Source organism: Lachnoanaerobaculum sp. MSX33 (assembly GCF_000512995.1).
Taxonomy (GTDB): domain Bacteria; phylum Bacillota; class Clostridia; order Lachnospirales; family Lachnospiraceae; genus Lachnoanaerobaculum.
The window spans coordinates 76,802-100,440 of sequence record NZ_AZXX01000086.1 but is presented as its reverse complement, the minus strand read 5'-3'; the positions used below and the strand labels follow the sequence as shown (position 1 = coordinate 100,440).

Here is a 23,639-nt window from a genome sequence, read left to right as displayed (position 1 = left end):
TTGTCAAGGGTGTAAATATAAGGTTTTGAGAGAAGTTTTATTTTATAAAATTTAAAATAATTATGATATAATGGATACTTGATATAAGAAAGAATGAGAGAGCCTATATTATAAAGACATGGAGGAGTATTATGCTCAGAGTATGGTTTGGCGACAAGGATAACATAATATATAATACATCGGTGTATTTTAGAAACCGGTATGAGGATGGATGGATTACAGATGATTTTGCAAGAGCCGTTATTAAAGATATTGACAGGTCGGAGGTTTTGGATTCCCATACTATTAAAAGTCCTGTACTTGGACAAATTCCACCGGATAAATTATCAGGTGGGGTAAAAGCTTTGATTTTGATGAAAAATATGCCGGGTAAGATATTTAATGCTTCAAACTGTGGAGATAATTGTGCAAAGTGGATTTTAAAGCTTGGGAAGAAAAAAGATTTTACCATAGTTTTATATCATATAATGGATTTTGGAAAGAAAGATTTTGAGATTCGTATTCTTAATTATAAAAATAAAAATAAAAAGCTTATTGTACATAATATGAGAGAGTTTTTGGATGCTGCTAATGATTATCTTAAGGAGAAGGTAGAATAATGATTGGGAAAATACATATCAAGGTGAGCAATCAAAGAAACTCTTACGATTTTACATTAAAGCGAAATATTACTATTCTCAGAGGAAATAGCGGCACAGGAAAAACTACATTATATGATATGGTAAGAGATTATAATAATTTGGGAAAAGAAAGCGGAGTAAGAATAAGTGGTGGCAATATTGCTGTATTGGAAGGAAAAAACTGGGAGGAAGAACTTGATAAATTAGAGAAGACTGTTGTAGTGATTGATGAAGGGAGCAAATTTATATCCTCACCGAAATTTGCAAAAAAGATAGATGCCTGTGATAATTATTTTCTTCTTATAACGAGGAATTATCTGGAACAACTGCCATATAGTGTGGATGAGATATATAGGATTAAAGGAAGGGGTAAAAATAAGAGTTTAGAAAAAATTTATTTGGATAGCGACAGATTTTATGATAATACGAATCTCAAAAGATTTCCATTTCATCCGGATCTGATTATTACCGAAGACGGTAATTCGGGGAATCAATTTTTTAAAAATGCAGTTAAAGATATGGGTATAGAATGTATATCTGCAGGAGGTAAGTCCGGTATTAAAAAGCTTCTTGGGGAATATAAAGACTTAAATATTATTGTTGTGGCAGACGGTGCGGCGATAGGACCTGAAGCGGAGAGCCTTGTTAAGGCACAGGAACTAAGCTATGGCAAATTGGCATTGTTTTTACCGGAATCGTTTGAATGGCTGATTTTAAAATCAGGTGTAATTGGAGAGATAGAAGAGTTAAATGAAACATATAATTATGTGGACAGTATAAAATATAAAAGTTGGGAACAGTATTTTACGCATTTATTAGAGGAACTGAGTAAAAAAGACAAGGCTAAAAGATATAATAAAAGCAGATTGCCGAAGTATTATATACAGCCTATTGTAAAGGAAAAGATACTAAATCAGATTCCACATCTTAAACTTGAACTATAATAATATTATAAAGCTATTGTAAAAAATATCGTATTTACATAACTATATGAAAATGGTACCTGACTTCCGTCGTTTCTCTCAAAACCTAGTACTCTAGGTGTCCAAGAGCATGCAGTTTTGAAAGAAATTGTCGACTTCAGCTTTGTTTAAATAGAGGGCATCAAGGTTACTAAAACCAACCGGTTTTTAATCTTTTCTTTAATAGCCTGATCTATTGATATATTGATATATGTATTATCACCTTTATTTACCACCCTAAAATCACGCATAAAGTTGATCAAGTCATATAGGCTATTAGAAATTTAAAACGTCGGAACTTTCATAGTACTTCGACGGAAGACGGGACTTTGGGTCATGTTGGCTTTTTCATTATTTATAATATATGCTATGTTAATAATTTGAAATATGCTAAAATATATAAGCCAATTGTTTGAATTTATATTGGACCACTTGGAAAACAAATTTACAGAAGGAGAGTGATATTGAAATGTGCAAGGAATGTTATGCTGATAATAATAGAACAACACCACTTTTAAAGCCATTTGATTGTTTAAAAATCATACACAATATATTTGTGGTTCTTGTGGTCGTTGCATTTGTATTTCTAAAGATCCAAAGAGAGGATTGCAATGCTGGAATTTCCCCTTTGAGTCATTAGAAATTGCTAAGTTATATTTGAGAACTGCTGATTATACAATGAAAAAATCTTGTGGAATCTATGAGATTAAGAACAAGAATGGTAGATTATCATACAAAATCTTTGCGGATAGTGAAGACTTGCGAGTATATCTAAGAAATAATAAAGATAAAACTTGTGAAATGATGTTTCCTGTTTTCCGCGTGGAAGAATGTAAAGAGTATCCAAATACGCAGATTAGAAAATTAACTTTTGACGAAATACAAAAATATATGTCGGAAAGACAAATTAGAATTTATAAAGGAGAATTTAGATGAAACTGTTTTTGTGTTCACACTTTTCAAGTGTAGGAAGTTTAATAAAAGAAGAAATTGATAACAAGAAAGTCGCATTTATTCCAACAGCCTCACTGCGTGAAGGCTATACAGGTTATGTTGGCTCGGCTCGAAAACTATTTAAAAAACTTGGAGCAGCCGTAACTGAAATTGATATTTCAACGGAGACTTATTCAACAATAAAGTCTGTTTTTGAAGATGCGGATATTATATATTTTACTGGCGGAAATTCTTTTTTCCTTATGGATCAACTACGCAAAACGGGAACTGATGAGTTGTTAAAGAAAGAATTAGCAAATGGAAAACTCATGATTGGTGAATCGGCAGGTGCGATTATATGTGCTCAAACCATACAATATATTGAACAAATGGACAAGAAGCCGGAGGATTACTCACAAAAAGATGATTTAGGTCTTGATTTGATTGATTTCTATGTTCTTCCGCATTATCTTATGGCACCATTTAAGAAAGTTACCGAAAAAATAATGACTAAGTTTTCGGATTTAAATCTATTACCAATTAACAACCGTCAGGGAATTGTAATTGATGGTGAAGGTTCGAAGGTAATTTGTAAAAATTAATTTGAAAATCTCGGTTTGCCGAGCTGAGTAAAATTAAATACGGAAGATGTATCATAGGGATAGTGGAAATAAACTTTTCACCCTAGGAATTTTATTCATTGTTAAGAAAATACAATATTTACATAACTATATGAAAATGGTATACTATGATTGCAACAAAATAATTTTGCCCTGAAGGGTATATACATATACACTTATTAAGAGTGACGGAGAGTTAAGGATCTGTGATGTCACGGCAACCCCTTTTAGGAAGGTGCCAACCTGAGCGAGAAATCGAGCAATGAGTGGAAACCTTAGTCCACCATTTGGTGGGCTTTTTTAGATAACGGCTTTATAAAAGATGGTTTATATTCTAAGGTTTATATATAAGTGTAAAAGATAGGAGAGAAATGGAAGAGAGAAGACTTTTTACTTCAGAGTCAGTTACTGAGGGACATCCTGATAAGATGTGCGATCAGATTTCAGATGCAATATTGGATGCATATTTAAGTGCAGACCCGAATTCAAGAGTGGCTTGTGAGACTGCTACGACTACAGGTATGGTACTTGTAATGGGAGAAATCTCATCAAAGGCAACTGTTGATATTCAAAAGATAGTTAGAGAAACTGTAAGAGAAATAGGTTATGACAGAGCAAAGTACGGCTTTGACTGTGATACCTGCAGTGTGCTTGTAGCACTTGATGAGCAGTCAAGTGATATAGCAATGGGTGTAGATAAGGCGCTTGAGTCAAGAGAGCATATTGATAAAGAGGATGAGGACAACGGTGCAGGTGACCAGGGACTTATGTTCGGATATGCTACAGATGAAACAAAAGAGTTTATGCCATACCCTATATATCTTGCACATAATCTTGCAAAGAGACTTACACAGGTAAGAAAAGACGGTACACTTAAGTATCTTAGACCTGACGGCAAGACACAGGTTACGGTAGAGTATGATGAGGAAGGTAAGCCTGTAAGAATAGATACAGTTGTACTTTCCACACAGCATGATGAGGATGTGGAGCAGGAGCAGATTCATACGGATATAAAGAAATATGTATTTGATGAAATAATTCCACAGGATATGGTCGATGAGAATACAAAATACTTTATAAATCCTACAGGTAGATTTGTTATAGGTGGACCTCACGGAGACTCCGGACTTACAGGAAGAAAGATAATAGTAGATACTTACGGAGGTTATGCAAGACATGGCGGCGGTGCTTTCTCAGGTAAGGACAGTACAAAGGTGGACAGATCGGCAGCTTATGCTGCAAGATATGTTGCAAAGAATATAGTAGCTGCAGGACTTGCAAAGAAATGTGAGATTCAGTTATCTTATGCTATCGGTGTGGCTCACCCTACATCTATTTCAGTAGATACATTCGGAACAGGAAAGATAAGTGACAGTGCAATAGTTGAGCTTATCAGAAAGCATTTTGATTTAAGACCTACCGCAATTATAAAGATGCTTGATCTCAGAAAGCCTATTTTCAAGCAGACTGCGGCATACGGACATTTTGGAAGAGATGATTTGAGTCTTCCATGGGAAAGACTTGATAAGGTAGAAGAACTTAAGAAGGCTATCTGATGAAAATCGGCTCCGGTTTATTTTCGATATTTTGCCTTATAATAATCATACCGTCTATACTTCTCATATACAGTATGAATTATGATACTACGGGTAATATAGGTATCTGGCTTACCATTCTTGTAACCATAATAGATATTGTGGCGGTTGTTATGTGGGTTTGGATTTATAAAAGAATCCTTGTTCCTCTGGATAAATTGCAAACCGCCACAAAGAGGATAGCAGACGGAGATTTGGACTATCAATTGGATGAAAAAGATTTTTCGGAAATTCCTTTTTTATATAATGATTTTGAGAGAATGAGAATCAAGTTAAAGGAAGATGAAGAAGAAAAAAAGCTTTCCGAAGATGCGGCAAAAGAGCTGGTAAGTAATATTTCTCATGATTTAAAGACACCGCTTACAGCAATAAGAGGATATGTGGAGGGAATACTTGACGGTGTTGCCTCCTCACCTCAAAAGACAAGAGATTACCTGAATACAATATATAATAAGACAAATGATATGACTTCATTGATTGACGAGTTGCTGTATTATTCTCAGGTTGCAGAAAAACACATGTCCTATAAATACGAAAAGATTTATGTAAAAGAATTTTTTGATGAATATGCAAAGGATTTGTATCTGGAACTTGAAACAATAAAAATAAAATTTGAGTATATAGTTAATGTAGGCCGACATACTGTTATAGATATGGATAAAGAACAGATAAAGAGAGCCTTAAACAATATCGTTTCAAATGCTGTGAAATATATGGACAAGGAAGAACCTGAAATTCATTTTAGAGTCACAGAAACGTCGGATGCAATAAATATACAAATCTCGGATAACGGCAGAGGGATAGACGAAAAAGATTTGCCGCATATATTTGAGAGATTTTACAGAAGTGATGTGTCAAGAAATACTAAACTTGGAGGTAGCGGTATAGGACTTTCTATTGTAAAAAAAGTAATAGAAAATCATGAAGGAAGTGTTGTAGCTATGTCTAAACCCGGTGTAGGAACAGAGGTTGGCATAGAGTTAAAGAAGTAGGAGATATAAAATGGGCAAAGTTCTTATAATAGAGGATGAAGTAAGTATAGCTGAGCTGGAAAGGGATTATTTGGAAATATCCGGCTTTGAGGTCGATATTTCAACTGACGGTAAAGAAGGACTTGGAAGAGCGTTAAATGAAAACTATGAGTTGGTATTATTGGATTTGATGCTGCCCGGAGTTGACGGATATGAGATATGTAAGCAGATAAGAGCTGTAAAAGAGATACCTATTATCATGGTCAGTGCAAAAAAGAATGATATTGACAAGATAAGAGGACTTGGACTGGGAGCGGATGATTATATGACCAAGCCTTTTTCCCCCAGTGAACTTGTGGCAAGGGTAAAGGCACATATTAACAGATATGACAGGTTGGCAGGTGTTTTAACAGCAAATAAGGACATTGTAGAAATAAGAGATTTGAAGATAGATGCAGGTTCCAGAAGAGTTTGGGGCTATGGAGATGAAAAAACACTGACTGCCAAGGAATTTGATATACTCTACTTCCTTGCAAAGCATCCGAACAAGGTATATTCAAAAGAAGACCTCTTTAAGGAGGTCTGGGGGCTTGAGTCAATGGGTGATATTTCAACAGTTACCGTACATATCAAAAATATCAGAGAAAAAATAGAGCAGGACAGTTCCAAACCTCAATTTATAGAAACTATTTGGGGTGTCGGATATAGATTTAGAGGATAAAGATAAGGGTCGACAAAGGTCGGCCCTATTTTTATACAATAAAATATTCAATAATAAGTACAAGACTACAGCATAAAAGTGCAACCTTAAAAAGATTCGCTCCAAGCATGGCTGCAATAATTCCTGCAATAAAGCTTATAAGTGCGGCTGCCTTTGACATTGTAGCATTCAGTATTGCCGGAAAGGTCATTACCGAAAGTGTTACATACGGTACATAATATAAAAATGATCTGATAAAGGTGTTTTTAATTTTTTTCCTTATAATTGTAAGAGGAAGAACCCTTATCATATATGTAACTGCAAACATTATAAAAATATAGATCCATTTATTCATCGGCTACTCCGTTCTTTAAAGGAAAGAATATCGCTCCGAGAGCAGATATTATAACAGTCAAAAGTATTGTCTTTATTCCCTCGGATATATGGAAAAACTTAAAGGAGAATATATAGCTGAGTGAAAAACTGACAGTGACCAAAGCAAGTATTTTCATATCAGCTTTTGCGGCAGGAACTATTATTGCAATAAACATTCCGTAAAGTGCCACACTGAAAGCTGAAACCAACCTCACAGGCAAAATATTTCCGGCTATAGCACCGAAGAATGTACCGAATGACCATGCCGGTGATGCGACAAGCATTACACCGAAAGTATAGTAAGGATTTATATCTCCGGGTCTTGCAATGGATACTGCAAAAACCTCATCTGTCAGCATATGTGCAATTATAAATATATGGTGTAGAGGTGTATCCTTTCTTATTCTTTGGCTCATGGCAATACTCATTAAAAGATATCTTGCGTTTGCTATGAGAGTAATAACGGCGATTTCAATATACGTTGAAGATACGGCAATCATTGAAAAACCGGCATATTCTCCTGCAGAGGCATTGTTTAGAAAACTTGCTATTAGTCCTTGAAACGGAGACAGCCCTGATTTTGTAGCCATTATACCAAGTGAAAATGATACTGCAAAGTATCCGAGAGCAATCGGAATACCGTCTCTTAGACCTAGAAAGAAAATATCTTTATTTTTGCTGAATTTATACTCCATAAAAAACCTTCTAAAAAATGATGTTTCTATTGTACTACAAAAATTGTATTGTGGAGTAAAAATTTACACTGATTTTATTATAAATCGATTTGGCAAAATAAAAGCTTGCATTGTCTTTATTATAAAAAAATGTTATGATTAAGTATCTTAGATGTGTTATGGACCTCAATAGCATATTTGGGAGATATTAAAAATATCTATAAAACTACGAAAAGTATTTACTCTTTCATAGTTAAGTGGCAGGACCACAGTATAAAGTCTTTTGACGATAAAATGATTGGAGGGTTATATGAACAAAGGTCAAATCAATACAAATCTTGGTCAGATAAGCATAAATCCGGATGTTATAGCATTCTATGTAGGAATACAGGCGGTTGAATGCTTCGGTATAGTTGGTATGGCGGCAGTTTCTGTAACAGACGGTATATCAAGGCTTTTGAAGAGAGAAAATCTCACAAAGGGCATCAGTGTAAAAATAGAGGATAATAAGTTGATTTTGGATTTCCATATCATAGTTGCGTATGGACTTAGCATAAGTGCTATAACTCAAAATCTAATAGAGACTATCCAGTATAAGGCGGAGAAGTTTACCGGAATGGAAGTAAAGAAAATAAATATATTCGTAGAAGGTGTACGAATAATAGACTAAGGAGGATTTTTTGTGAGTCTAGAGCAGATTGATGCACAATCACTAAAGAGTGCTTTTATAACAGGAGCAAAAAGCTTAGAAGCAAAAAAAGAATGGATAAATGAACTGAATGTGTTCCCGGTTCCTGACGGAGATACCGGTACAAATATGACAATGACAATAATGTCGGCGGCAAAGACATTGGCGGCTGAAGAAGGCGATGACATTGCATCTATGTGTAAGGCAATAGCACAGGGATCATTACGTGGTGCCAGAGGAAATTCAGGTGTTATACTTTCACAGCTTTTTAGAGGTGCAGCCAAGATATTAAAGGAATCACCTGTTGTAGATGTGTTTGAAATTGCGCTTGCGTTTGATAAGGCAAGTGAGACTGCATATAAGGCGGTAATGAAGCCGAAAGAGGGTACAATACTTACAGTTGCAAGAGCAATGGGAGAAAGGGCCCTTGAAATACATGATGAATATGATGATATTATCGCATTTTTGGAAGCTGTGTTGGCATATGGTGATGAGACTTTAAAGAAAACACCTGAGATGCTGCCTGTACTGAAGAAAGCCGGAGTGGTAGATTCAGGCGGTCAGGGACTTATGGTTATACTTCACGGTATACTTGAAGGCCTTAAGGGAAATGTGATAGAGCTTGGCGATGTGGTACTTTCAACAAAGACTGAGGGTAGTGCAAACGGTGCCGCAAGAGAGGATATCGATACTTCGGATATCAAGTTCGGATACTGTACAGAGTTTATTGTAAATTTAAATAAGGAATTTACAGATAAGGATGAAGAGGAGTTTAAAAAATTCCTTACTTCAATTGGTGATTCACTTGTATGTGTAGCTGATGATGAAGTGGTTAAGATTCATGTGCATACAAACGATCCGGGATTGGCTATTCAAAGAGGATTGACCTTCGGAGAGCTTACCAATCTTAAGATTGATAATATGCGTGAAGAGCATAGAGAGAGAGTTATCAAAGGAGTTGATCAAATCCTTGAATCTCAAAAGCAGAAAAAGAAAATGGGAGTTATTAGCGTCAGTGCAGGTAGCGGTCTTACATCAATATTTAAAGAAATAGGAGTTGATGTGGTTGTTGAAGGCGGGCAGACAATGAATCCGAGTACTGAGGATATCCTGAATGCCGTAGAGCATTTGAACGCTGAAAATATATATATATTACCTAATAATAAAAACATTATCTTGGCGGCTGAGCAGGCGGCTAAGATAGTGGAAGATAAGAAGGTTGTAGTAATACCTACCAAGACTATTCCTCAGGGAATCACAGCAATGATAAGTCTTTCAGAGGACAGAAGCGCTGAGGAAAACCTTGAAAATGCTACCGAAGAGATTTCAAATGTGAAGTCTGCACAGATTACCTATGCGGTAAGAAATACCACTATAGACGATGTTGAAATACATGAAAATGATGTTATGGCATTGGGAGACAGTGGAATAATAGGTGTAGATAAGAGCATTGATTCAGCTGTAGACAAGGCACTTGCCAATATGATTGATGATTCAAGTGAATTGGTATGCCTTTACTATGGCGAGGAAGTAAGTGAAGAGGATGCTACCAAGTTATGCGATGAATTGGTTGGCAAATACGAGAATGTAGAGTTTGAATTACATTTTGGAGGGCAGCCTGTTTACTACTATTTCATATCTGTAGAATAAGATTTTTAATAACTAGGTCTGTCAAATATCTGATTTGGCGACCTAGTTAAAACTTTGTAGGGAGGTAGGCTTGATAGATATATCTGTAAAAAATATAAAGGGCGTAGGGGCAAAGACAGCAGAATATTTGGAAAAGCTTGACATAAAAACGGTCAAAGACCTTTTGAAACACTACCCGATAAGATATCTGGAATACAAAGCTCCTACAAAAATTTCCGAAGTAAACAAGGATGAGGAAGTAGTTATAAAGGCTACAATCACTAAAAGTATATCACTTACCGGTCCAAACAGAAAAATAGCTGTAACGAAAGTTACAGACTTTATTGATGTATTAGATGTAATATGGTATAACTCCCCATACTTAAGGGCAACCCTAAAGCAGGGTGAGAGTTATATTTTTGTGGGGAAATTCTCAAAGAGAAGCAAGAATACGCTTGAACATCCTACTATTTATACCATAGATGAATATGAAAAGAAGATAGGCAGTTTTAAGCCTATATATGCACTTACGGCCGGTATAAATAATAATGCAATGGAGAAGCTGATAAAATCGGCTTTTGAATATATAGATGACAAGGATTTTGAAGAATATTTACCTGAGAGCATACTTAAAGAGTTTTCTTTGGAAGACAGAAATAAAGCTGTTAGAAACATTCATGATCCTATAAGTAAGTCAAGTCTTTTTGAATCTAAAAAAAGGCTGGCTTTTGATGATTTCTTCAGATTCTTATATGGAATGAAACTTTTGAAAAATAAAAGGCTTAGAGTAAAATCAAAAAATATAGTATTAAAAGAAATCAAATATTTGGAAGAAATAAAGTCCACTCTGCCGTTTAAGCTCACCTATTCACAAAATAATGTGATAGATGAAATTTTAAACGATATGTCAAGCGGTGTGGTTACAAATAGATTGATACAGGGAGATGTAGGCTCGGGAAAGACCGTTGTGGCTTTGATATGCCTATATATGGCTGTAAAATCGGGTTTTCAAGGTGTTGTTATGGTGCCTACCGAAGTTTTGGCAAAACAGCATTTTAAATCCATGTCGGAGACCTTGGGGAAATTGGAAAATCCTCCTAAAATAGGGATTCTAACAGGTTCTATGACAAAGAAAGAACATTTGGCAGTCTATGAAAAAATAGAAGCCGGTGAGATAGATATTGTAGTAGGTACACATGCTCTGCTGGTAGAAGATGTGAAATTTAAAAATCTCGGACTTGTAGTAACTGATGAGCAGCATCGCTTCGGTGTAAGGCAGAGAACAACTCTTTCAGATAAGGGAGAGGATGTTCATGTACTTGTAATGTCGGCTACACCAATACCGAGGACACTTGCAATTATACTTTACGGTGATCTGGATATTTCCACTATAGAAACAAAACCTGTGGGCAGATTACCAATAAAGAATGCTGTTATAACGGAAAATGACAGGGAAAAAGCCTATAGGCATATATCACTTGAAATAGGTAAAGGCCATCAGGCATATATAATATGTCCTATGGTTGAAGAGAGTGAGAACATCGAGGCGGAGAATGTAATAGAGTACAGTAAGAAAATAGCAGATAAATTTTCACAAAATTGTAAGATAGAAGTGTTACATGGGAGACTGCAACAGAAAGAAAAAGATGATATAATGTCTCGGTATGTAAATAAAGAGATAGATATTTTAGTTTCTACAACTGTAATCGAAGTTGGTGTGGATGTGCCTAATGCAACAGTTATTATGATTGAAAATGCTGAAAGGTTTGGACTTGCGACTCTTCATCAGCTTCGAGGCAGAGTCGGAAGAAGCGAATTACAATCTTATGCCATATTTGTCAGAACTTCAAATTCAAATATTGCAAAAAAGAGACTGGAAATCATAGGAAATTCTAATGACGGATTTTATATTGCATCAAGGGATCTTGTTTTAAGAGGCCCGGGAGAGCTTTTCGGTCTTGCACAAAGTGGAGAACTTGATTTTGGAATTGCGGATATATACAATGACAATGATATATTTGAGATGGCAAAAAAAGCTGTGGATATGGTGCAGAGCAAGAATATAGGGGAAGAAGAAAGTAAAAAGCTTGAAGAAAGAATAAATAACTACATGGATTTACATTATAAAAAGTTAGCACTTTAATAGGAGTAGTATGGCTGAGAATAAAAAAGAACCAAGAAAAAGAGGTAAAAAAGAGAAGAAGGGAAATAAGTTTGCACTTGGTGTGGCGGTGCTTGGAATTGTATTCATAGCGGGTTGCTATACTGTAAAAGCAAACACTTACAGAACAAAATTTTTCCCACATACAATAATAAACGGCATAGATGCTTCGGAAAAAACCGTTGATGAAGTCAGACAGGTGATGTCCAAGCAGATAGATAATTTTGAGAGTAAAATAAGATCAAGAGATAACAATGATGAGATAATAAAGGGAAGTGATGTAGGTCTTGCCTTTGTTGAGGACTCTTCACTTGAGGATTTATTACATCAGCAAAACAGTATGGCATGGATTGCAAATATGAGCGGTGAAAAGGACTTGAAAATCAAATCCTCATTTACGGTGGATGACAACAAGTTTGAGGAAACCGTTTCAAAACTGAGAGCGTTTGACGAGTCCAAATTTGTTGCGCCTGTAGATGCGAAAATTTCCGATTTTGTTCAGGGTTCGGGATACTCCATCATACCTGAAGTTGAGGGAAATACACTTGATGTAAAGAAGGCAAAAGAGTATATAAAGAGTCAGCTCATCGTTTTAAACGATGATATAAATCTTGACTATGAAGAAAACGACTTGTATGAAAAGCCGGCAAAAAGATCGGACGATCCTACACTTAACCTTGCACTTACAAATTTGAACAAGTATATATCTGCCAGAATTTCATATGATAAGCTCAATGTTTTGAACGGTGATACTATACATAAATGGTTAACTGTAAACAGTGACGGATCTGTAAATATATCGGATGAGGGAGTTGCTTCATTTGTAAAGACAATTTCAAATGCTTATAACACTGTAGGTAAGCCGAAAACATTGAAGACATCTTACGGTCCTACCGTAACAATATCAGGGGGATCATACGGATGGAAAGTTGATGCCGAAAAGGAAAAGGCAACTATAAAATCTCTTATCGAGGCAGGTGAGACCACAAAGAGAGAACCTGAGTTCTCAAGAAAAGCGGCTTCACACGGTGAGAATGACTACGGCAATTCATATGTTGAAGTAAACCTTACAACTCAGCATATGTTTTTAATAAAGAACGGTTCAAAGGTACTTGAGAGTGATTTTGTATCGGGCAATATCGCAAAGAACTGGACTACACCTCCGGGTGCATTCCCGCTTACTTATAAGACCAGAAATGCAACTTTAAAGGGTGAAGGATATTCAACTCCGGTAGATTATTGGATGCCTTTTAACGGAGGTATCGGTTTTCATGATGCACCGTGGAGATCAGCTTTCGGAGGTCAAATATACAGAACTTCAGGTTCACACGGTTGTGTAAACCTTCCGCCTGCAATAGCAAAGCAATTATACGATTACGTTGACAGCGGTTTTCCTGTACTTTGCTACAATTTGGCACCGACTACACCTACACCTGCAGCTACAGAGTCTTCATCTTCAAGTGAGAGCAGTGCGACAGAGGCTACTGTAGAGCCTATAGGTGACACTACACAGGCAGGAGAAATCAAATCCGCTGTTGAAATAGGACAGTAATAAATGAGAGTAATTTCGGGAACTGCAAGAAGTCTTATTTTAAAAACGCCAAAGGGTACTTCCACAAGGCCTACTACCGATAATATAAAAGAAACATTATTTAATATGATTTCAAATAAACTTTATAACGCCACCTTCCTTGATTTGTTTGCCGGAAGCGGCGGAATAGGTATTGAGGCCTTAAGCAGGGGCGCAAAAGAAGCATATTTTTGTGATATAGACAGAGAGGCTATAAGGTGTATAAGAGAAAACCTTGAGCACACAAAGCTGATAGATAAAGCTACCATACTGAAGGGAAGCTTTGAAGCAAATTTAGAAAAGATAAAAATACATGGAAAGAAATTTGATATTGTTTTTATCGATCCGCCATATCAAAAGGGATTTGAAGATAAATGTTTAGATATTTTAATAAATTCCACATTGATTGATGAGCATACATTGGTTATAATTGAAGAAGAATTTAAGACTGATACCACACATTTATCAAAGGATTGGTATATAGATAAGGTCAAAGAGTATAAGTCTAATAAACATATTTTTATGCATAAGCGAGGGTGACTATGGCTAAAGCTATTTATCCGGGAAGTTTTGATCCTATTACTAACGGACATATCGATATTATTGAAAGAGCATCAAAGATGTTTGACAAGCTTATTGTAGGAGTACTTATCAATAACACCAAAGATCCTCTTTTCACACCTGTTGAAAGAGTGAACATGATAAAAAGTGTAGTTGGACATTTGCCTAATGTGGAAGTTTTAGAATTTGCAGGATTATTGGTGGATTTTGCACATGAGCAAAATTGTAATATATTGGTTAGAGGACTTAGAGTAATTACAGACTTTGAATATGAATTACAATTGGCTCAGACAAATAAAATAATTGCACCGAATCTGGAAACTGTTTTTCTTAGTTCAAGCTTGAAATACTCATATCTGAGTTCAAGTATTGTTAAGGAAATTGCGGTGTATAATGGAGATATCAGTCATTTTGTAAGAGACCATATCAGAGAAATGGTAACGAAAAGACTGATTGAAAAAGGTTTGAGGAGAGATCATGAGTAGAATTGAACAGGTGATAACTGAGATAGAAGAGTTTGTGGAGAGGTGTAAAACCGTTGCACTGTCCAATTCAATAATAAAGGTAAATAAAGAAGAATTTATAGCCTTATTGAACGAGTTGAGACAGGAGATACCTGAGGAGGTCACACAGTCACAAAAAGTTATCAGCAATAAGGACAGCATTTTAACAGATGCAAAAAACAGAGCTGAGAAGCTTATACTCGATGCAAATATTCAAAGCAATTCCATAAGGGATGAGGCAAAGAGAAAGGCTGATGCGATTGTTCTGAGCGCAAGAAAAGAGTCTGATGCTATAATGAACGAGGCAAATAAGTTAAAGTCACAACTTGTAAATGAAAATCAAATTATGCAGACTGCATATGCGGAATCCGATAAAATATTGGAATATGCAAGAATGGAAGCCAACAATATTGTATATGATGCAAGAAATGAGGCTAACAGTGTCAGACAGGCGGCTATATCTTATACCGATGAGTTGCTTCAAAGTCTTCAGGGAATAATCTCGGGGACAATGATTGAGAGTCAGAACAGATTCAATCAATATTTGAGTTCATTGCAGTTTTATACAGGAGAGATCGATAAGAATAGACAGGAACTTGCAACCAGTATTGTTCCGGCAGATCAGAATACACAGGAATAATTATGGGGCTGTTGCTTGCAACAAGCCCTTTTTTGCGTAATAAGATTGATTTAGATTGAGGTATATATGATACAGGAAAAGGATTTACCGAAGTCCTATGTAGATGCCATGAAGGAGCTTTTAGAAGGAGATTATGATGCATATATCAAATCTTTGGATGAGAAACCATATGTAGGTATCAGAACAAATTTATTAAAGCTTACCAAGGAAAAGCTTAAAGAGATTCTTGACAGAGATTTTAAAGAGATTCCGTGGGTCAAAGAGGGATTTTACTTTGAAGAAGAAAAGGGAGTACTGACAACACCTTCTTTAAGTAATATTGAAAAAATAAATAGTATATCTAAAAATCCGTATTATTTTGCAGGGCTTTATTATATACAGGAGCCTTCAGCTATGACACCTGCAATGGTGGCAGGTATAAAACCGGGAGATAAGGTGCTTGATCTTTGTGCCGCTCCGGGAGGAAAATCGACACAGGCAGCATCATATCTTCAAGGTGAAGGTTTATTGGTATCAAATGATTTTTCGGCTTCCAGAGTAAAAGCACTTCAAAAAAATATTGAGGTCAGCGGAATTGACAATGTTTTGATAACAAATGAGGATCCGAAGAATCTTTCAAATGTGTATATTGAATATTTTGATAAGATAATAGTAGACGCACCATGTTCCGGTGAGGGTATGTTCAGGCGTGACAGTGCTGTTTTTAGGGCATATCTTGGAAGGGGTCCGGAGTTTTTCACAGGATTACAGGTAAGTATATTAAATGAGGCGGCGAAAATGTTAAAGCCAGGCGGAACATTGGTATATTCCACATGTACATATTCTAAAGTGGAAGATGAGGGAAGTTTATCGGAGTTTTTAGAAAATCATCCTGACTTTAAAATAGATAAAATAAAGCCGGATTTCGGATTTGAAGAGTCTAAAATTTTACCGGGAACAATAAGACTTTTCCCACATAAGATAAAGGGAGAAGGACATTTTGTAGCAAGGCTTAAAAAAGATGATAGAGCCATTGAAAAAAATGAAAATAAAACAAAAGATAAAAAGAAAAGAAAATCACCGAAGCTTCCGGAAGAATTACTTGAGTTTCTTGGGAAAATAAAAAGAGACTGGGATTATGAAAGAATCTTTATAAATAAGGATTATGCATACTATCTTCCAAAAGATGCTTTGATAGATAAGAGTTTACATTATATAAGAACCGGTTTGCTACTTGGTGAGATAAAAAAGAACAGATTTGAACCTTTTCAGGCATTGGCAATGAATATAAAGTTTGATGAATGGGAAAATCCTTTAAACTTAAATGCAACGGATGAAAGAGTAATAAAGTACTTAAAGGGTGAAACTATAGAGGCTGATGATGAATACATGGGAATCAGACTTGTATGTGTGGACGGATTTTCACTCGGATTTGTAAAGCAGAATAAAAAGAGCTGTAAAAATAAGTATTATCAAGGTTGGAGATGGATGTAATGATTGTCAGAGTTGATAAAATTCTTTCAGAGCTCGGTTTTGGAAGCCGTCAGGAAATAAAAAAATATGTAAAAGCCGGTAAGATAAGGATAAATGACAATATAGTAAAAAAGCCCGAGGAAAAACTAAACAGTGAAGTAGACAAATTATTCTTTGAAGGCAAAGAGGTGGAAGTAGAAGAGTTTGAAACCTTTATCCTCTATAAGCCTGCAGGATATGTATGTGCCACAAAAGATAATGTACATAAAACAGTTATGGAGCTGATAGATTCAAAGAGAAAAAATATTGTACCTGTAGGAAGACTGGACTTGGATACCGAGGGCATTTTGATACTTACAAATGACGGGGATTTAAATCACAGACTTGTATCACCTTCATCACATGTGGATAAGACTTATTATGCGATATTTGAAGGTGAACTAAATGAAAATGCCGTGGAGATGACAAAAAACGGGCTGGACATCGGTGAAGGTGAAGTATCCAAACCTGCAAAGCTTGAAATTATATCTTCTAATGAAATAATGCTTACAATACATGAGGGTAAATTTCATCAGGTAAAGAGAATGGTAAAAGCTTTAGGAGGAGAGGTGACTTATTTAAAAAGAGTTGCCTTCGGAGGACTCAGACTTGATGATTTGAAACTGAAAAAAGGGGAAAGCAGAAAAATAACGGAGATTGAGATGGAGATGCTGAAGAGATGAAAAATAATATTTTAGACGCATGGATCATGGTTGAACATCTCTCTGAGGGAGATATAAGTCTTAGGGATAAAAAGAATCTGAGACTTGATGATTTAACAGATAAAAAATACTTTGATTATTTTAATTCATTGATTGAAAAAGCGAATATCAGAAGATATAAGAATTCAGGTTTGGTATTTTATTTGGATATATTTGCCTTTAGCGAGGTGGTTGATTTATTAAGAAAAACATATGGAATAGCAAAGCCTGAAGGCGATATAAATTACGGTGATAAATTCAGTATGGCACTGTATTTTGATAAAACCTTGCGCTATATTGAAGAAAATTTATTTTTCAGTGCAAGCGCATATATGAGATATTATAAAAAAGTGCCTACAGAGTCGGAGTTTCATAAGTTTGAAGAGGATTTAAAAGATGAGCTGAAACAAAGATTTGAAAACTGTGAAGATAATCCTGAAAAATTTGATAAGACTGTTGAAACTGTTTTGAATAAATACGGAATCGATTTAAAGAATTGTCGTGTACAGCTTTTAAATAATATAGAAACCGATGCCACAAATCTTCATTCTTTTTTCGTGGATGATTTGACAAAGGCTAAGAGAATTGATAATAAAAATCTGAATGATTACCTTTATGGAAAAACAGCCGGAAGGAAAAATTTGGACAGCAAAAAAGATTCTTATGGGTTTAATAAGTCGGAGTTTGAAAAGATTTTAAGTCCTGAAAATTATCCTCTCGGAAGATTCCCAAGCAATACAAAGTTTGCGCTTTCATTTATGCAGCAGGTGGCTGTAAATCTTACTATAGGGTATGATAATAATCAAATGAGAAGTGTAAACGGACCTCCGGGTACGGGTAAGACTACACTCTTAAAAGATATATTCGCACAGCTTATCGTAGAGCAGGCTTTTGACATATGCGGATTGTCTGAAAAGTATGTGAAAGGAAATGAGCTGACAAGATATTTCGAAAAAGCTTCCATAGGCGAGCTTCCTGAGCGTATTGCAAAAAACAATATAGTTGTTGCAAGTTCAAATAACGGTGCGGTTCAAAATATTGTAAATGAATTGCCATTAAAAGAGGGAATTGATGAGAATATTTTGCCTGAACTTGAAAACATAGACTATTTTAAAGAGATTGCAAACAAGAATGTAAAAGAAAATTGGGTAAAGGAAGACGGAAAGAGTAAAAAAGAACTGATACTTGAGGATACAGGTGAAGAAAAGTTCTGGGGCTCCTTTTCTCTTGAAGGTGGCAAGTCCGACAATATGACCAATATACTCAACAGGATTGAATGTATAGTAAACTGTCTTGAAAATGAGTATGAACCGGATGATGAAATTTATAATAAATTTAAAACTCAATATAAAAAAGTATCGGGGCTTAGAAATGATGCAAAAAGCTTACAAAATAAGTTTGATGCTTATTATAATGCAAAGTCCGAACTTAGTAAAATCGAGAATACTTTATTGAATGAGGATGAAGAGAGAAGAAAAAAGATTGCTATGTTAAGGGAGCAAGCCGAAGAGTCTGTAAAGGAGAAAATTGTAAGCCTTAATGAGGCTTCAAGTTCACTAAGTCATACTAAAAAACAAAGAGAAGAACTTGCAGGAAGTATTTCAAATCAAAAAATGCTTTTTGAAGCCAAACAGAGTCAAAAACCGGGATTTTTTTCATCCATCTTTAATTCCGAGAAAAACAAGAACTTTACAAATGAATTAAATGCTTTACAAAATAAGTTACAGGTATTATTTGATGAGGATGAGACCTACAGAAAACTTGAAAATGAGCTTCAAAATAAAATAAATGAGTTGAAAAAATCAATAGATACGCAAAAGAATGAGGCAGATAATGAGAATACTCAGTATGAGGCTTGGAAGCAAAACTTAAATAACAGAAAAGAAAAATACTCTAAGATAATAAGAGAATTCAATACTGATAATACAAGTATATCTAAGGGACTTGACTTTGGAAGTGAATATGAAAAGCTTCAACTTTCAAATCCGTGGTTTGATGAAAACTACAGAGTGGAGCAATCAAAGCTTTTTGTATCGGCTCTTGGTGTAAGAAAGCAGTTTTTATATGAAAACAGAAAAAATATTAAGGCTGCCGTAAGCATATGGAGAAATCAAAGTAAGTATATGGAAAATAAGAGACTGATAAATATCTCTTGGAATTGGATAAATCTTACCATTCCTGTTATCAGTTCCACTTTTGCGAGTTTATCAAGGATGTTAAAAAATATTGACGAGAATGTTCTGGGACATACATTTGTGGATGAAGCCGGACAGGCCCTACCTCAGGCAGCAGTGGGTGCAATATTCAGAAGCAAGAATATTATGGTAGTGGGAGATCCTTTCCAGATAAAGCCTGTACTCACTTTGGACGGCGGTCTGCTTGCATTACTTTCAAAAAGCTATAATGTAAGTGAAAAGTATTTGTCCGAGTCTGCTTCCGTACAGACTTTGGTGGATGCCGCAAGTCAATACGGTTTTTACACAAAGGGTGAAGAAGAAGAGGATTCATGGATAGGTATTCCGCTTTGGGTACACAGGCGCTGTAAATATCCTATGTTTACCATATCAAATGAGATATCTTATCAAAACCTTATGGTACAGGGTAATGAGGGCTATGGAAAAACCGGATGGTATGATATAAAAGGTAAGGCGGTAGATAAGTATGTTGAAGAACAGGGTGAATTTCTTCTAAAAAAGATACAGAGTATGGCAAAGTCAAACCCTAAGATATTGGATAAAAATGAGAGTGACACTATTTATATAATATCACCATTTAAAAATGTTGCTTACAGACTGGCAAGAAAGCTTGATGAAATAGGCTTTACAAGAAGAGAAAACGGAAAAGTCACAAATATCGGAACCATCCATACCTTCCAGGGTAAGGAAGCTCCGATAGTATTTATGGTGCTTGGAGCTGATACAAACAGTAAGGGTGCCGCAAGCTGGGCGGTAAGCGAGGCCAATATGATGAATGTTGCGGCTACAAGAGCGAAGAAGGAATTTTATATAGTAGGAGATAAAAAACTTTACATGAGTTTGGGAAGTGAAGTGATAAGCAAAGTGAATAAGGTTATAACAGCTTACAGTAAGGAACATCCCGAGCTTATAGATGAGAATACGGATTTGGGTAGTTTATGATAAAAGATATAGATGCATGTATATTCGATCTGGACGGTACTTTGGTAGATTCCATGTGGATGTGGCCTGATATCGATGCTGAGTATTTGGAAAGATTCGGATTTGAATACGATGATAATTTAAAAAATGAAATAGATGGAATAAGCTTTCATGAAACAGCAGTTTATTTTCAAAAGAAGTTTGGTATAAAAGACAGTGTGGAAAAAATCTGTCAGGACTGGGAAGATATGGCGCTGGATAAATATAAGTATGAAGTGAAAGAAAAGCCGGGATGCACATGCTTTTTGAAACATTTAAAGTCAAGAGGAATCAAAATGGGAATTGCAACCAGCAATAACAAAAATATGGTGGATGCGGTACTTAATTCTTTAAATATGAAAGATTATTTTGAGGTCATTACTACATCGGATGAGGTAAAAAAAGGTAAGCCTGCACCTGATGTTTATTTAAGAACGGCAGAACTTCTTGGAGTCAGACCTGAAAAATGTCTTGTATTTGAAGATGTTGTAGCAGGTGTTATTGCAGGAAAAGCCGCAGGAATGAAGGTATGTGCAATAGAGGATGATTTCTCAAAAGAGGTTAGAGAAAGAAAAAAGGAACTGGCGGATTATTATATAAATGACTACAGGGAATTGCTATGACAAAGAAAAAAGGCGAGTACGGGTACAGAAAATACTTTAAAATAAAAAACGGATTAATTATAGGGTTTTTTGTTTTTATTATACTTTTGCTTTTTATATCTTCAAAGATTACAAAAAATGCCGATATTTCAAGGATACTGCTTGTTTCATCCATACTTACGGTACTTCCTATGGCAAACCTTTTATCGCCTTTTCTGGTGGTGTTTAAGTATAAATCATTTGAATATGAAAAGATAAAGGAATATCTTGATGATAAGCATTTTTTATTTGATATAATCCTTACAATGAAGGAGCAGGTAATGCCTCTTGATATAATATATATCAATGAAGAAAGAATCTTCGGTATTCTTTCCAATAAGGCGGATAAGTCAAAAACCGAGGAATTTATCAAAGAAAGAATGAAAATAGGCGGTATAAATGTCAGTGTGAAGATTTGTGACAGCTTTAGTGAAATGAAAAAGTTTGTTCAAAGTAAAGATGCAAATGACAAAAATTTAGATGAGATAAGGGCTATCTTTAAAAGCCTTTCAGTATAATGATTGAAATAATTGTAGGAAAAAATGAAAGCGGACAAAGGCTTGACAGGGTTTTGGAAAAAATATTTGTAAATGCAAATACAGGATTTATTTTCAAGATGCTTAGAAAAAAGAATATTACTTTAAATGATAAAAAAGCTGACGGTAAGGAAAGGCTTGAGTCCGGGGCAAGTATCAAGCTTTGGTTTTCAGATGAAAGTTTTGAAAAATTATCAGGGAAAAAGGCGATAAATATAAAAGATATAGAGGGAAAGCCCAAAGCTGATAAAAAAAGTATAGAAGCTTTCAAATCATATATAGTATATGAGGATGAAAATACTGTTATAATAAATAAACCTGCAGGTCTTTTATCACAGAAATCAAATGAAAATGATATATCGGTAAACGATCTTTTACTTGAATATCTTGAATTTGACTCCAAGGCGTTAAATACATTTAAGCCTTCCATATGTAACAGACTTGATAGAAACACTTCAGGACTTATGGTTTGCGGAAAGACTCTGGAAGGCCTGAGAGTAAATAATGAACTTATAAAAACAAAGGCTGTGAGCAAATTTTATCTGGCTTTGGTAAAAGGCAGAGTGGAAAAAACGGGAAGTATTAATGCCTGGCTTTATAAGGATGAAAAGACCAATAAAGTTACCGTCAAAGATAAGACCTTTGAAGGTGCGGATTTTATACAGACAGAATACGAAGTACTTGATTATTTTAAAGATGCTACACTGCTTTTGGTAAAGCTTATAACCGGAAAAACTCATCAGATAAGAGCGCATTTATCCTCAATATCACATCCGATAATAGGGGATTTTAAATACGGAGAGAAATCTGTGAATGAAAAGTTTAAAAAAGAGTACGGTATAAAGTCTCAGCTTTTACATTCATTCAGACTTGTATATCCTAACAGTGATATTTCCGATACGGATACATTTAAAGCTTTAAAGGGAAAGTGCTTTGAGGCTTCATATAATAATGATTTCAGAAAGGTGATAGGAGATGGGTACTTGGAAAACAAGAGGCCTTAGAGGATCCGCTTTGGAAGAGTATATCAACTACTCCAATGAAAAGTACAGAGAAAGCGGACTTGCACTTATTCAAAAGATTCCCACTCCGATTACTCCGATTGATATTGACAAGGCTTCAAGGCATATCACTTTGGCTTATTTTGAGAAAAAGTCCACAGTTGATTATATAGGAGTCGTTCAGGGAATACCTGTATGTTTTGATGCAAAAGAATGTGCAAGTACAAGCTTTTCACTCGCAAATGTGCATGAGCACCAGTTTAAGTTCATGGAGGAGTTTGAAAAGCAGGGAGGTATAGCTTTTCTTATTATATTTTTTAAATCACTTGATAAGATAATATATTTACCGCTAAAGGATCTGAAAGTTTTTTTTGAAAGGATGAATGAAGGCGGTAAAAAAAGTTTTAAGTATGAAGAGCTTAATGAGGAATATTTGATACCTAAAAAGGGTGATATTATAGTGCATTATTTAGAGAGCCTTAGCTTATATCTCAGTAAGGAATCTTAAAAGAGGATTGAAAAAGTTGGATATAAAGGAGACATAAATGAAACAAATAGATGCAAGAATTTATAACGGAAAAACAAACTTTGAGTGGAAAGATTTAGAATTAAACAGTGAAGGTCTGCTTCCGGTGATAGTACAGGATTATATAGATCATACTGTACTTATGTATACATATATGGACGAAGATGCATGGGAGAGAACACTTGCCACAGGACTTTTGACTTATTACTCAAAATCTCATAAGAGGGCTATAGTAAAGGGAAAAAAATACGGAAATTATCAATATGTCAGGGAACTGTTTTTAAACGGAGAAAAGAATGCGCTTTTAATAAAAGTTTATCCTATGGGTCCGGCATGTGACGACAGCAAAAAAAGCTGCTTTGCAAATGAGATAGAGGAAATATAAT

Annotated in this window: 23 protein-coding genes, 2 pseudogenes and 1 riboswitch; of the genes and pseudogenes, 22 read left to right on the top strand and 3 right to left on the bottom strand. The window is 35.3% G+C overall.

The genetic code is table 11. From position 1 onward, the window contains the following. Positions 1 to 131 precede the first annotated feature (131 nt). Positions 132 to 599 (top strand): DUF4869 domain-containing protein, encoded by a 468-nt coding sequence (locus tag HMPREF1495_RS10535; protein WP_034214599.1) that lies wholly within the window; start codon positions 132 to 134, stop codon positions 597 to 599. After that, entirely contained in the window at positions 599 to 1,564 is a 966-nt protein-coding gene (locus HMPREF1495_RS10530) for a hypothetical protein (protein WP_034214596.1), read from the top strand. The genes HMPREF1495_RS10535 and HMPREF1495_RS10530 overlap by 1 nt, the downstream gene beginning before the upstream one ends. 93 nt (positions 1,565 to 1,657) lie before the next feature. Here HMPREF1495_RS10530 and HMPREF1495_RS14425 read toward each other — a convergent pair. After that, positions 1,658 to 1,851 (bottom strand): annotated as a pseudogene (locus tag HMPREF1495_RS14425) (IS1634 family transposase); the annotation flags it as partial. 200 nt (positions 1,852 to 2,051) lie between these two features. Here HMPREF1495_RS14425 and HMPREF1495_RS14360 point away from each other — a divergent pair. The 5 genes and pseudogenes from HMPREF1495_RS14360 (at position 2,052) to HMPREF1495_RS10505 (ending at position 6,422) form a co-directional block, all read left to right on the top strand. Continuing rightward, positions 2,052 to 2,518, top strand: a pseudogene (locus tag HMPREF1495_RS14360) (hypothetical protein). Then, positions 2,515 to 3,117, top strand: a complete 603-nt coding sequence (locus tag HMPREF1495_RS10520; protein ID WP_034214593.1) for a Type 1 glutamine amidotransferase-like domain-containing protein — start codon at positions 2,515 to 2,517, stop codon at positions 3,115 to 3,117. Before HMPREF1495_RS14360 ends, HMPREF1495_RS10520 begins: the two are co-directional and overlap by 4 nt. Before the next feature lie 191 nt (positions 3,118 to 3,308). Further along, positions 3,309 to 3,404, top strand: a riboswitch (SAM riboswitch). Positions 3,405 to 3,506: 102 nt separating this feature from the next. After that, positions 3,507 to 4,691 (top strand): methionine adenosyltransferase, encoded by a 1,185-nt coding sequence (metK, locus tag HMPREF1495_RS10515; RefSeq protein ID WP_007591195.1) that lies wholly within the window; start codon positions 3,507 to 3,509, stop codon positions 4,689 to 4,691. Positions 4,692 to 4,765: 74 nt separating this feature from the next. Further along, positions 4,766 to 5,722 carry a sensor histidine kinase gene (locus HMPREF1495_RS10510; protein ID WP_242832897.1) on the top strand — a complete coding sequence of 319 codons (957 nt, stop codon included), beginning with the start codon at positions 4,766 to 4,768 and terminating at the stop codon, positions 5,720 to 5,722. A gap of 10 nt (positions 5,723 to 5,732) precedes the next feature. Then, complete coding sequence (locus HMPREF1495_RS10505) at positions 5,733 to 6,422, top strand: response regulator transcription factor (protein WP_034214587.1); 690 nt, start codon at positions 5,733 to 5,735, stop codon at positions 6,420 to 6,422. A gap of 31 nt (positions 6,423 to 6,453) precedes the next feature. On the opposite strand, the gene HMPREF1495_RS10500 is transcribed toward HMPREF1495_RS10505, so the two are convergent. After that, a complete protein-coding gene (locus HMPREF1495_RS10500) occupies positions 6,454 to 6,756 on the bottom strand; it encodes an AzlD domain-containing protein (RefSeq protein ID WP_034214584.1) in 303 nt (100 codons plus the stop codon). Continuing rightward, the gene (locus tag HMPREF1495_RS10495; protein ID WP_034214582.1) at positions 6,749 to 7,471 is read right to left on the bottom strand and encodes an AzlC family ABC transporter permease; all 723 of its coding nucleotides are present in this window, start codon (positions 7,469 to 7,471) and stop codon (positions 6,749 to 6,751) included. Before HMPREF1495_RS10495 ends, HMPREF1495_RS10500 begins: the two co-directional genes overlap by 8 nt. 289 nt (positions 7,472 to 7,760) lie before the next feature. Between HMPREF1495_RS10495 and HMPREF1495_RS10490 the strand changes: the two genes are divergently transcribed. The 15 genes from HMPREF1495_RS10490 to HMPREF1495_RS10420 all read left to right on the top strand — a co-directional run bounded on the left by HMPREF1495_RS10490 (position 7,761) and on the right by HMPREF1495_RS10420 (position 23,638). Continuing rightward, positions 7,761 to 8,120 carry an Asp23/Gls24 family envelope stress response protein gene (locus HMPREF1495_RS10490; RefSeq protein WP_007591205.1) on the top strand — a complete coding sequence of 120 codons (360 nt, stop codon included), beginning with the start codon at positions 7,761 to 7,763 and terminating at the stop codon, positions 8,118 to 8,120. A gap of 12 nt (positions 8,121 to 8,132) precedes the next feature. Continuing rightward, positions 8,133 to 9,788, top strand: a complete 1,656-nt coding sequence (locus HMPREF1495_RS10485) for a DAK2 domain-containing protein (RefSeq protein WP_034214579.1) — start codon at positions 8,133 to 8,135, stop codon at positions 9,786 to 9,788. Positions 9,789 to 9,858: 70 nt separating this feature from the next. After that, positions 9,859 to 11,910 carry an ATP-dependent DNA helicase RecG gene (gene recG, locus HMPREF1495_RS10480; RefSeq protein ID WP_034214576.1) on the top strand — a complete coding sequence of 684 codons (2,052 nt, stop codon included), beginning with the start codon at positions 9,859 to 9,861 and terminating at the stop codon, positions 11,908 to 11,910. A gap of 10 nt (positions 11,911 to 11,920) precedes the next feature. Further along, positions 11,921 to 13,480 (top strand): L,D-transpeptidase family protein, encoded by a 1,560-nt coding sequence (locus HMPREF1495_RS10475; protein WP_034214573.1) that lies wholly within the window; start codon positions 11,921 to 11,923, stop codon positions 13,478 to 13,480. A gap of 3 nt (positions 13,481 to 13,483) precedes the next feature. Beyond that, positions 13,484 to 14,038: a 16S rRNA (guanine(966)-N(2))-methyltransferase RsmD gene (rsmD, locus tag HMPREF1495_RS10470; RefSeq protein ID WP_034214571.1), complete on the top strand. Its 555-nt coding sequence runs from the start codon at positions 13,484 to 13,486 to the stop codon at positions 14,036 to 14,038. Positions 14,039 to 14,040: 2 nt separating this feature from the next. Next, on the top strand, positions 14,041 to 14,544 hold the full coding sequence (gene coaD, locus HMPREF1495_RS10465; protein ID WP_034214568.1) for a pantetheine-phosphate adenylyltransferase: 504 nt from the start codon (positions 14,041 to 14,043) through the stop codon (positions 14,542 to 14,544). Further along, positions 14,537 to 15,202, top strand: a complete 666-nt coding sequence (locus HMPREF1495_RS10460) for a hypothetical protein (RefSeq protein ID WP_034214565.1) — start codon at positions 14,537 to 14,539, stop codon at positions 15,200 to 15,202. The genes coaD and HMPREF1495_RS10460 overlap by 8 nt, the downstream gene beginning before the upstream one ends. Before the next feature lie 66 nt (positions 15,203 to 15,268). Further along, positions 15,269 to 16,675 carry an RsmB/NOP family class I SAM-dependent RNA methyltransferase gene (locus HMPREF1495_RS10455; RefSeq protein ID WP_034214563.1) on the top strand — a complete coding sequence of 469 codons (1,407 nt, stop codon included), beginning with the start codon at positions 15,269 to 15,271 and terminating at the stop codon, positions 16,673 to 16,675. Further along, positions 16,675 to 17,376 (top strand): pseudouridine synthase, encoded by a 702-nt coding sequence (locus HMPREF1495_RS10450; protein ID WP_034214560.1) that lies wholly within the window; start codon positions 16,675 to 16,677, stop codon positions 17,374 to 17,376. Before HMPREF1495_RS10455 ends, HMPREF1495_RS10450 begins: the two co-directional genes overlap by 1 nt. Beyond that, complete coding sequence (locus HMPREF1495_RS10445) at positions 17,373 to 20,531, top strand: AAA domain-containing protein (protein WP_034214557.1); 3,159 nt, start codon at positions 17,373 to 17,375, stop codon at positions 20,529 to 20,531. Before HMPREF1495_RS10450 ends, HMPREF1495_RS10445 begins: the two co-directional genes overlap by 4 nt. Further along, complete coding sequence (locus tag HMPREF1495_RS10440) at positions 20,528 to 21,172, top strand: HAD family hydrolase (protein WP_034214555.1); 645 nt, start codon at positions 20,528 to 20,530, stop codon at positions 21,170 to 21,172. The genes HMPREF1495_RS10445 and HMPREF1495_RS10440 overlap by 4 nt, the downstream gene beginning before the upstream one ends. Beyond that, positions 21,169 to 21,708 (top strand): hypothetical protein, encoded by a 540-nt coding sequence (locus tag HMPREF1495_RS10435; RefSeq protein WP_034214553.1) that lies wholly within the window; start codon positions 21,169 to 21,171, stop codon positions 21,706 to 21,708. The genes HMPREF1495_RS10440 and HMPREF1495_RS10435 overlap by 4 nt, the downstream gene beginning before the upstream one ends. After that, positions 21,708 to 22,730, top strand: a complete 1,023-nt coding sequence (locus HMPREF1495_RS10430) for an RluA family pseudouridine synthase (RefSeq protein WP_034214549.1) — start codon at positions 21,708 to 21,710, stop codon at positions 22,728 to 22,730. The genes HMPREF1495_RS10435 and HMPREF1495_RS10430 overlap by 1 nt, the downstream gene beginning before the upstream one ends. Next, the gene (locus HMPREF1495_RS10425; RefSeq protein WP_007591230.1) at positions 22,702 to 23,235 is read left to right on the top strand and encodes a Holliday junction resolvase RecU; all 534 of its coding nucleotides are present in this window, start codon (positions 22,702 to 22,704) and stop codon (positions 23,233 to 23,235) included. Before HMPREF1495_RS10430 ends, HMPREF1495_RS10425 begins: the two co-directional genes overlap by 29 nt. Positions 23,236 to 23,272: 37 nt before the next feature. Continuing rightward, positions 23,273 to 23,638, top strand: a complete 366-nt coding sequence (locus tag HMPREF1495_RS10420; protein ID WP_034214545.1) for a phosphoribosyl-AMP cyclohydrolase — start codon at positions 23,273 to 23,275, stop codon at positions 23,636 to 23,638. The last annotated feature ends 1 nt before the right edge of the window (position 23,639 follow it).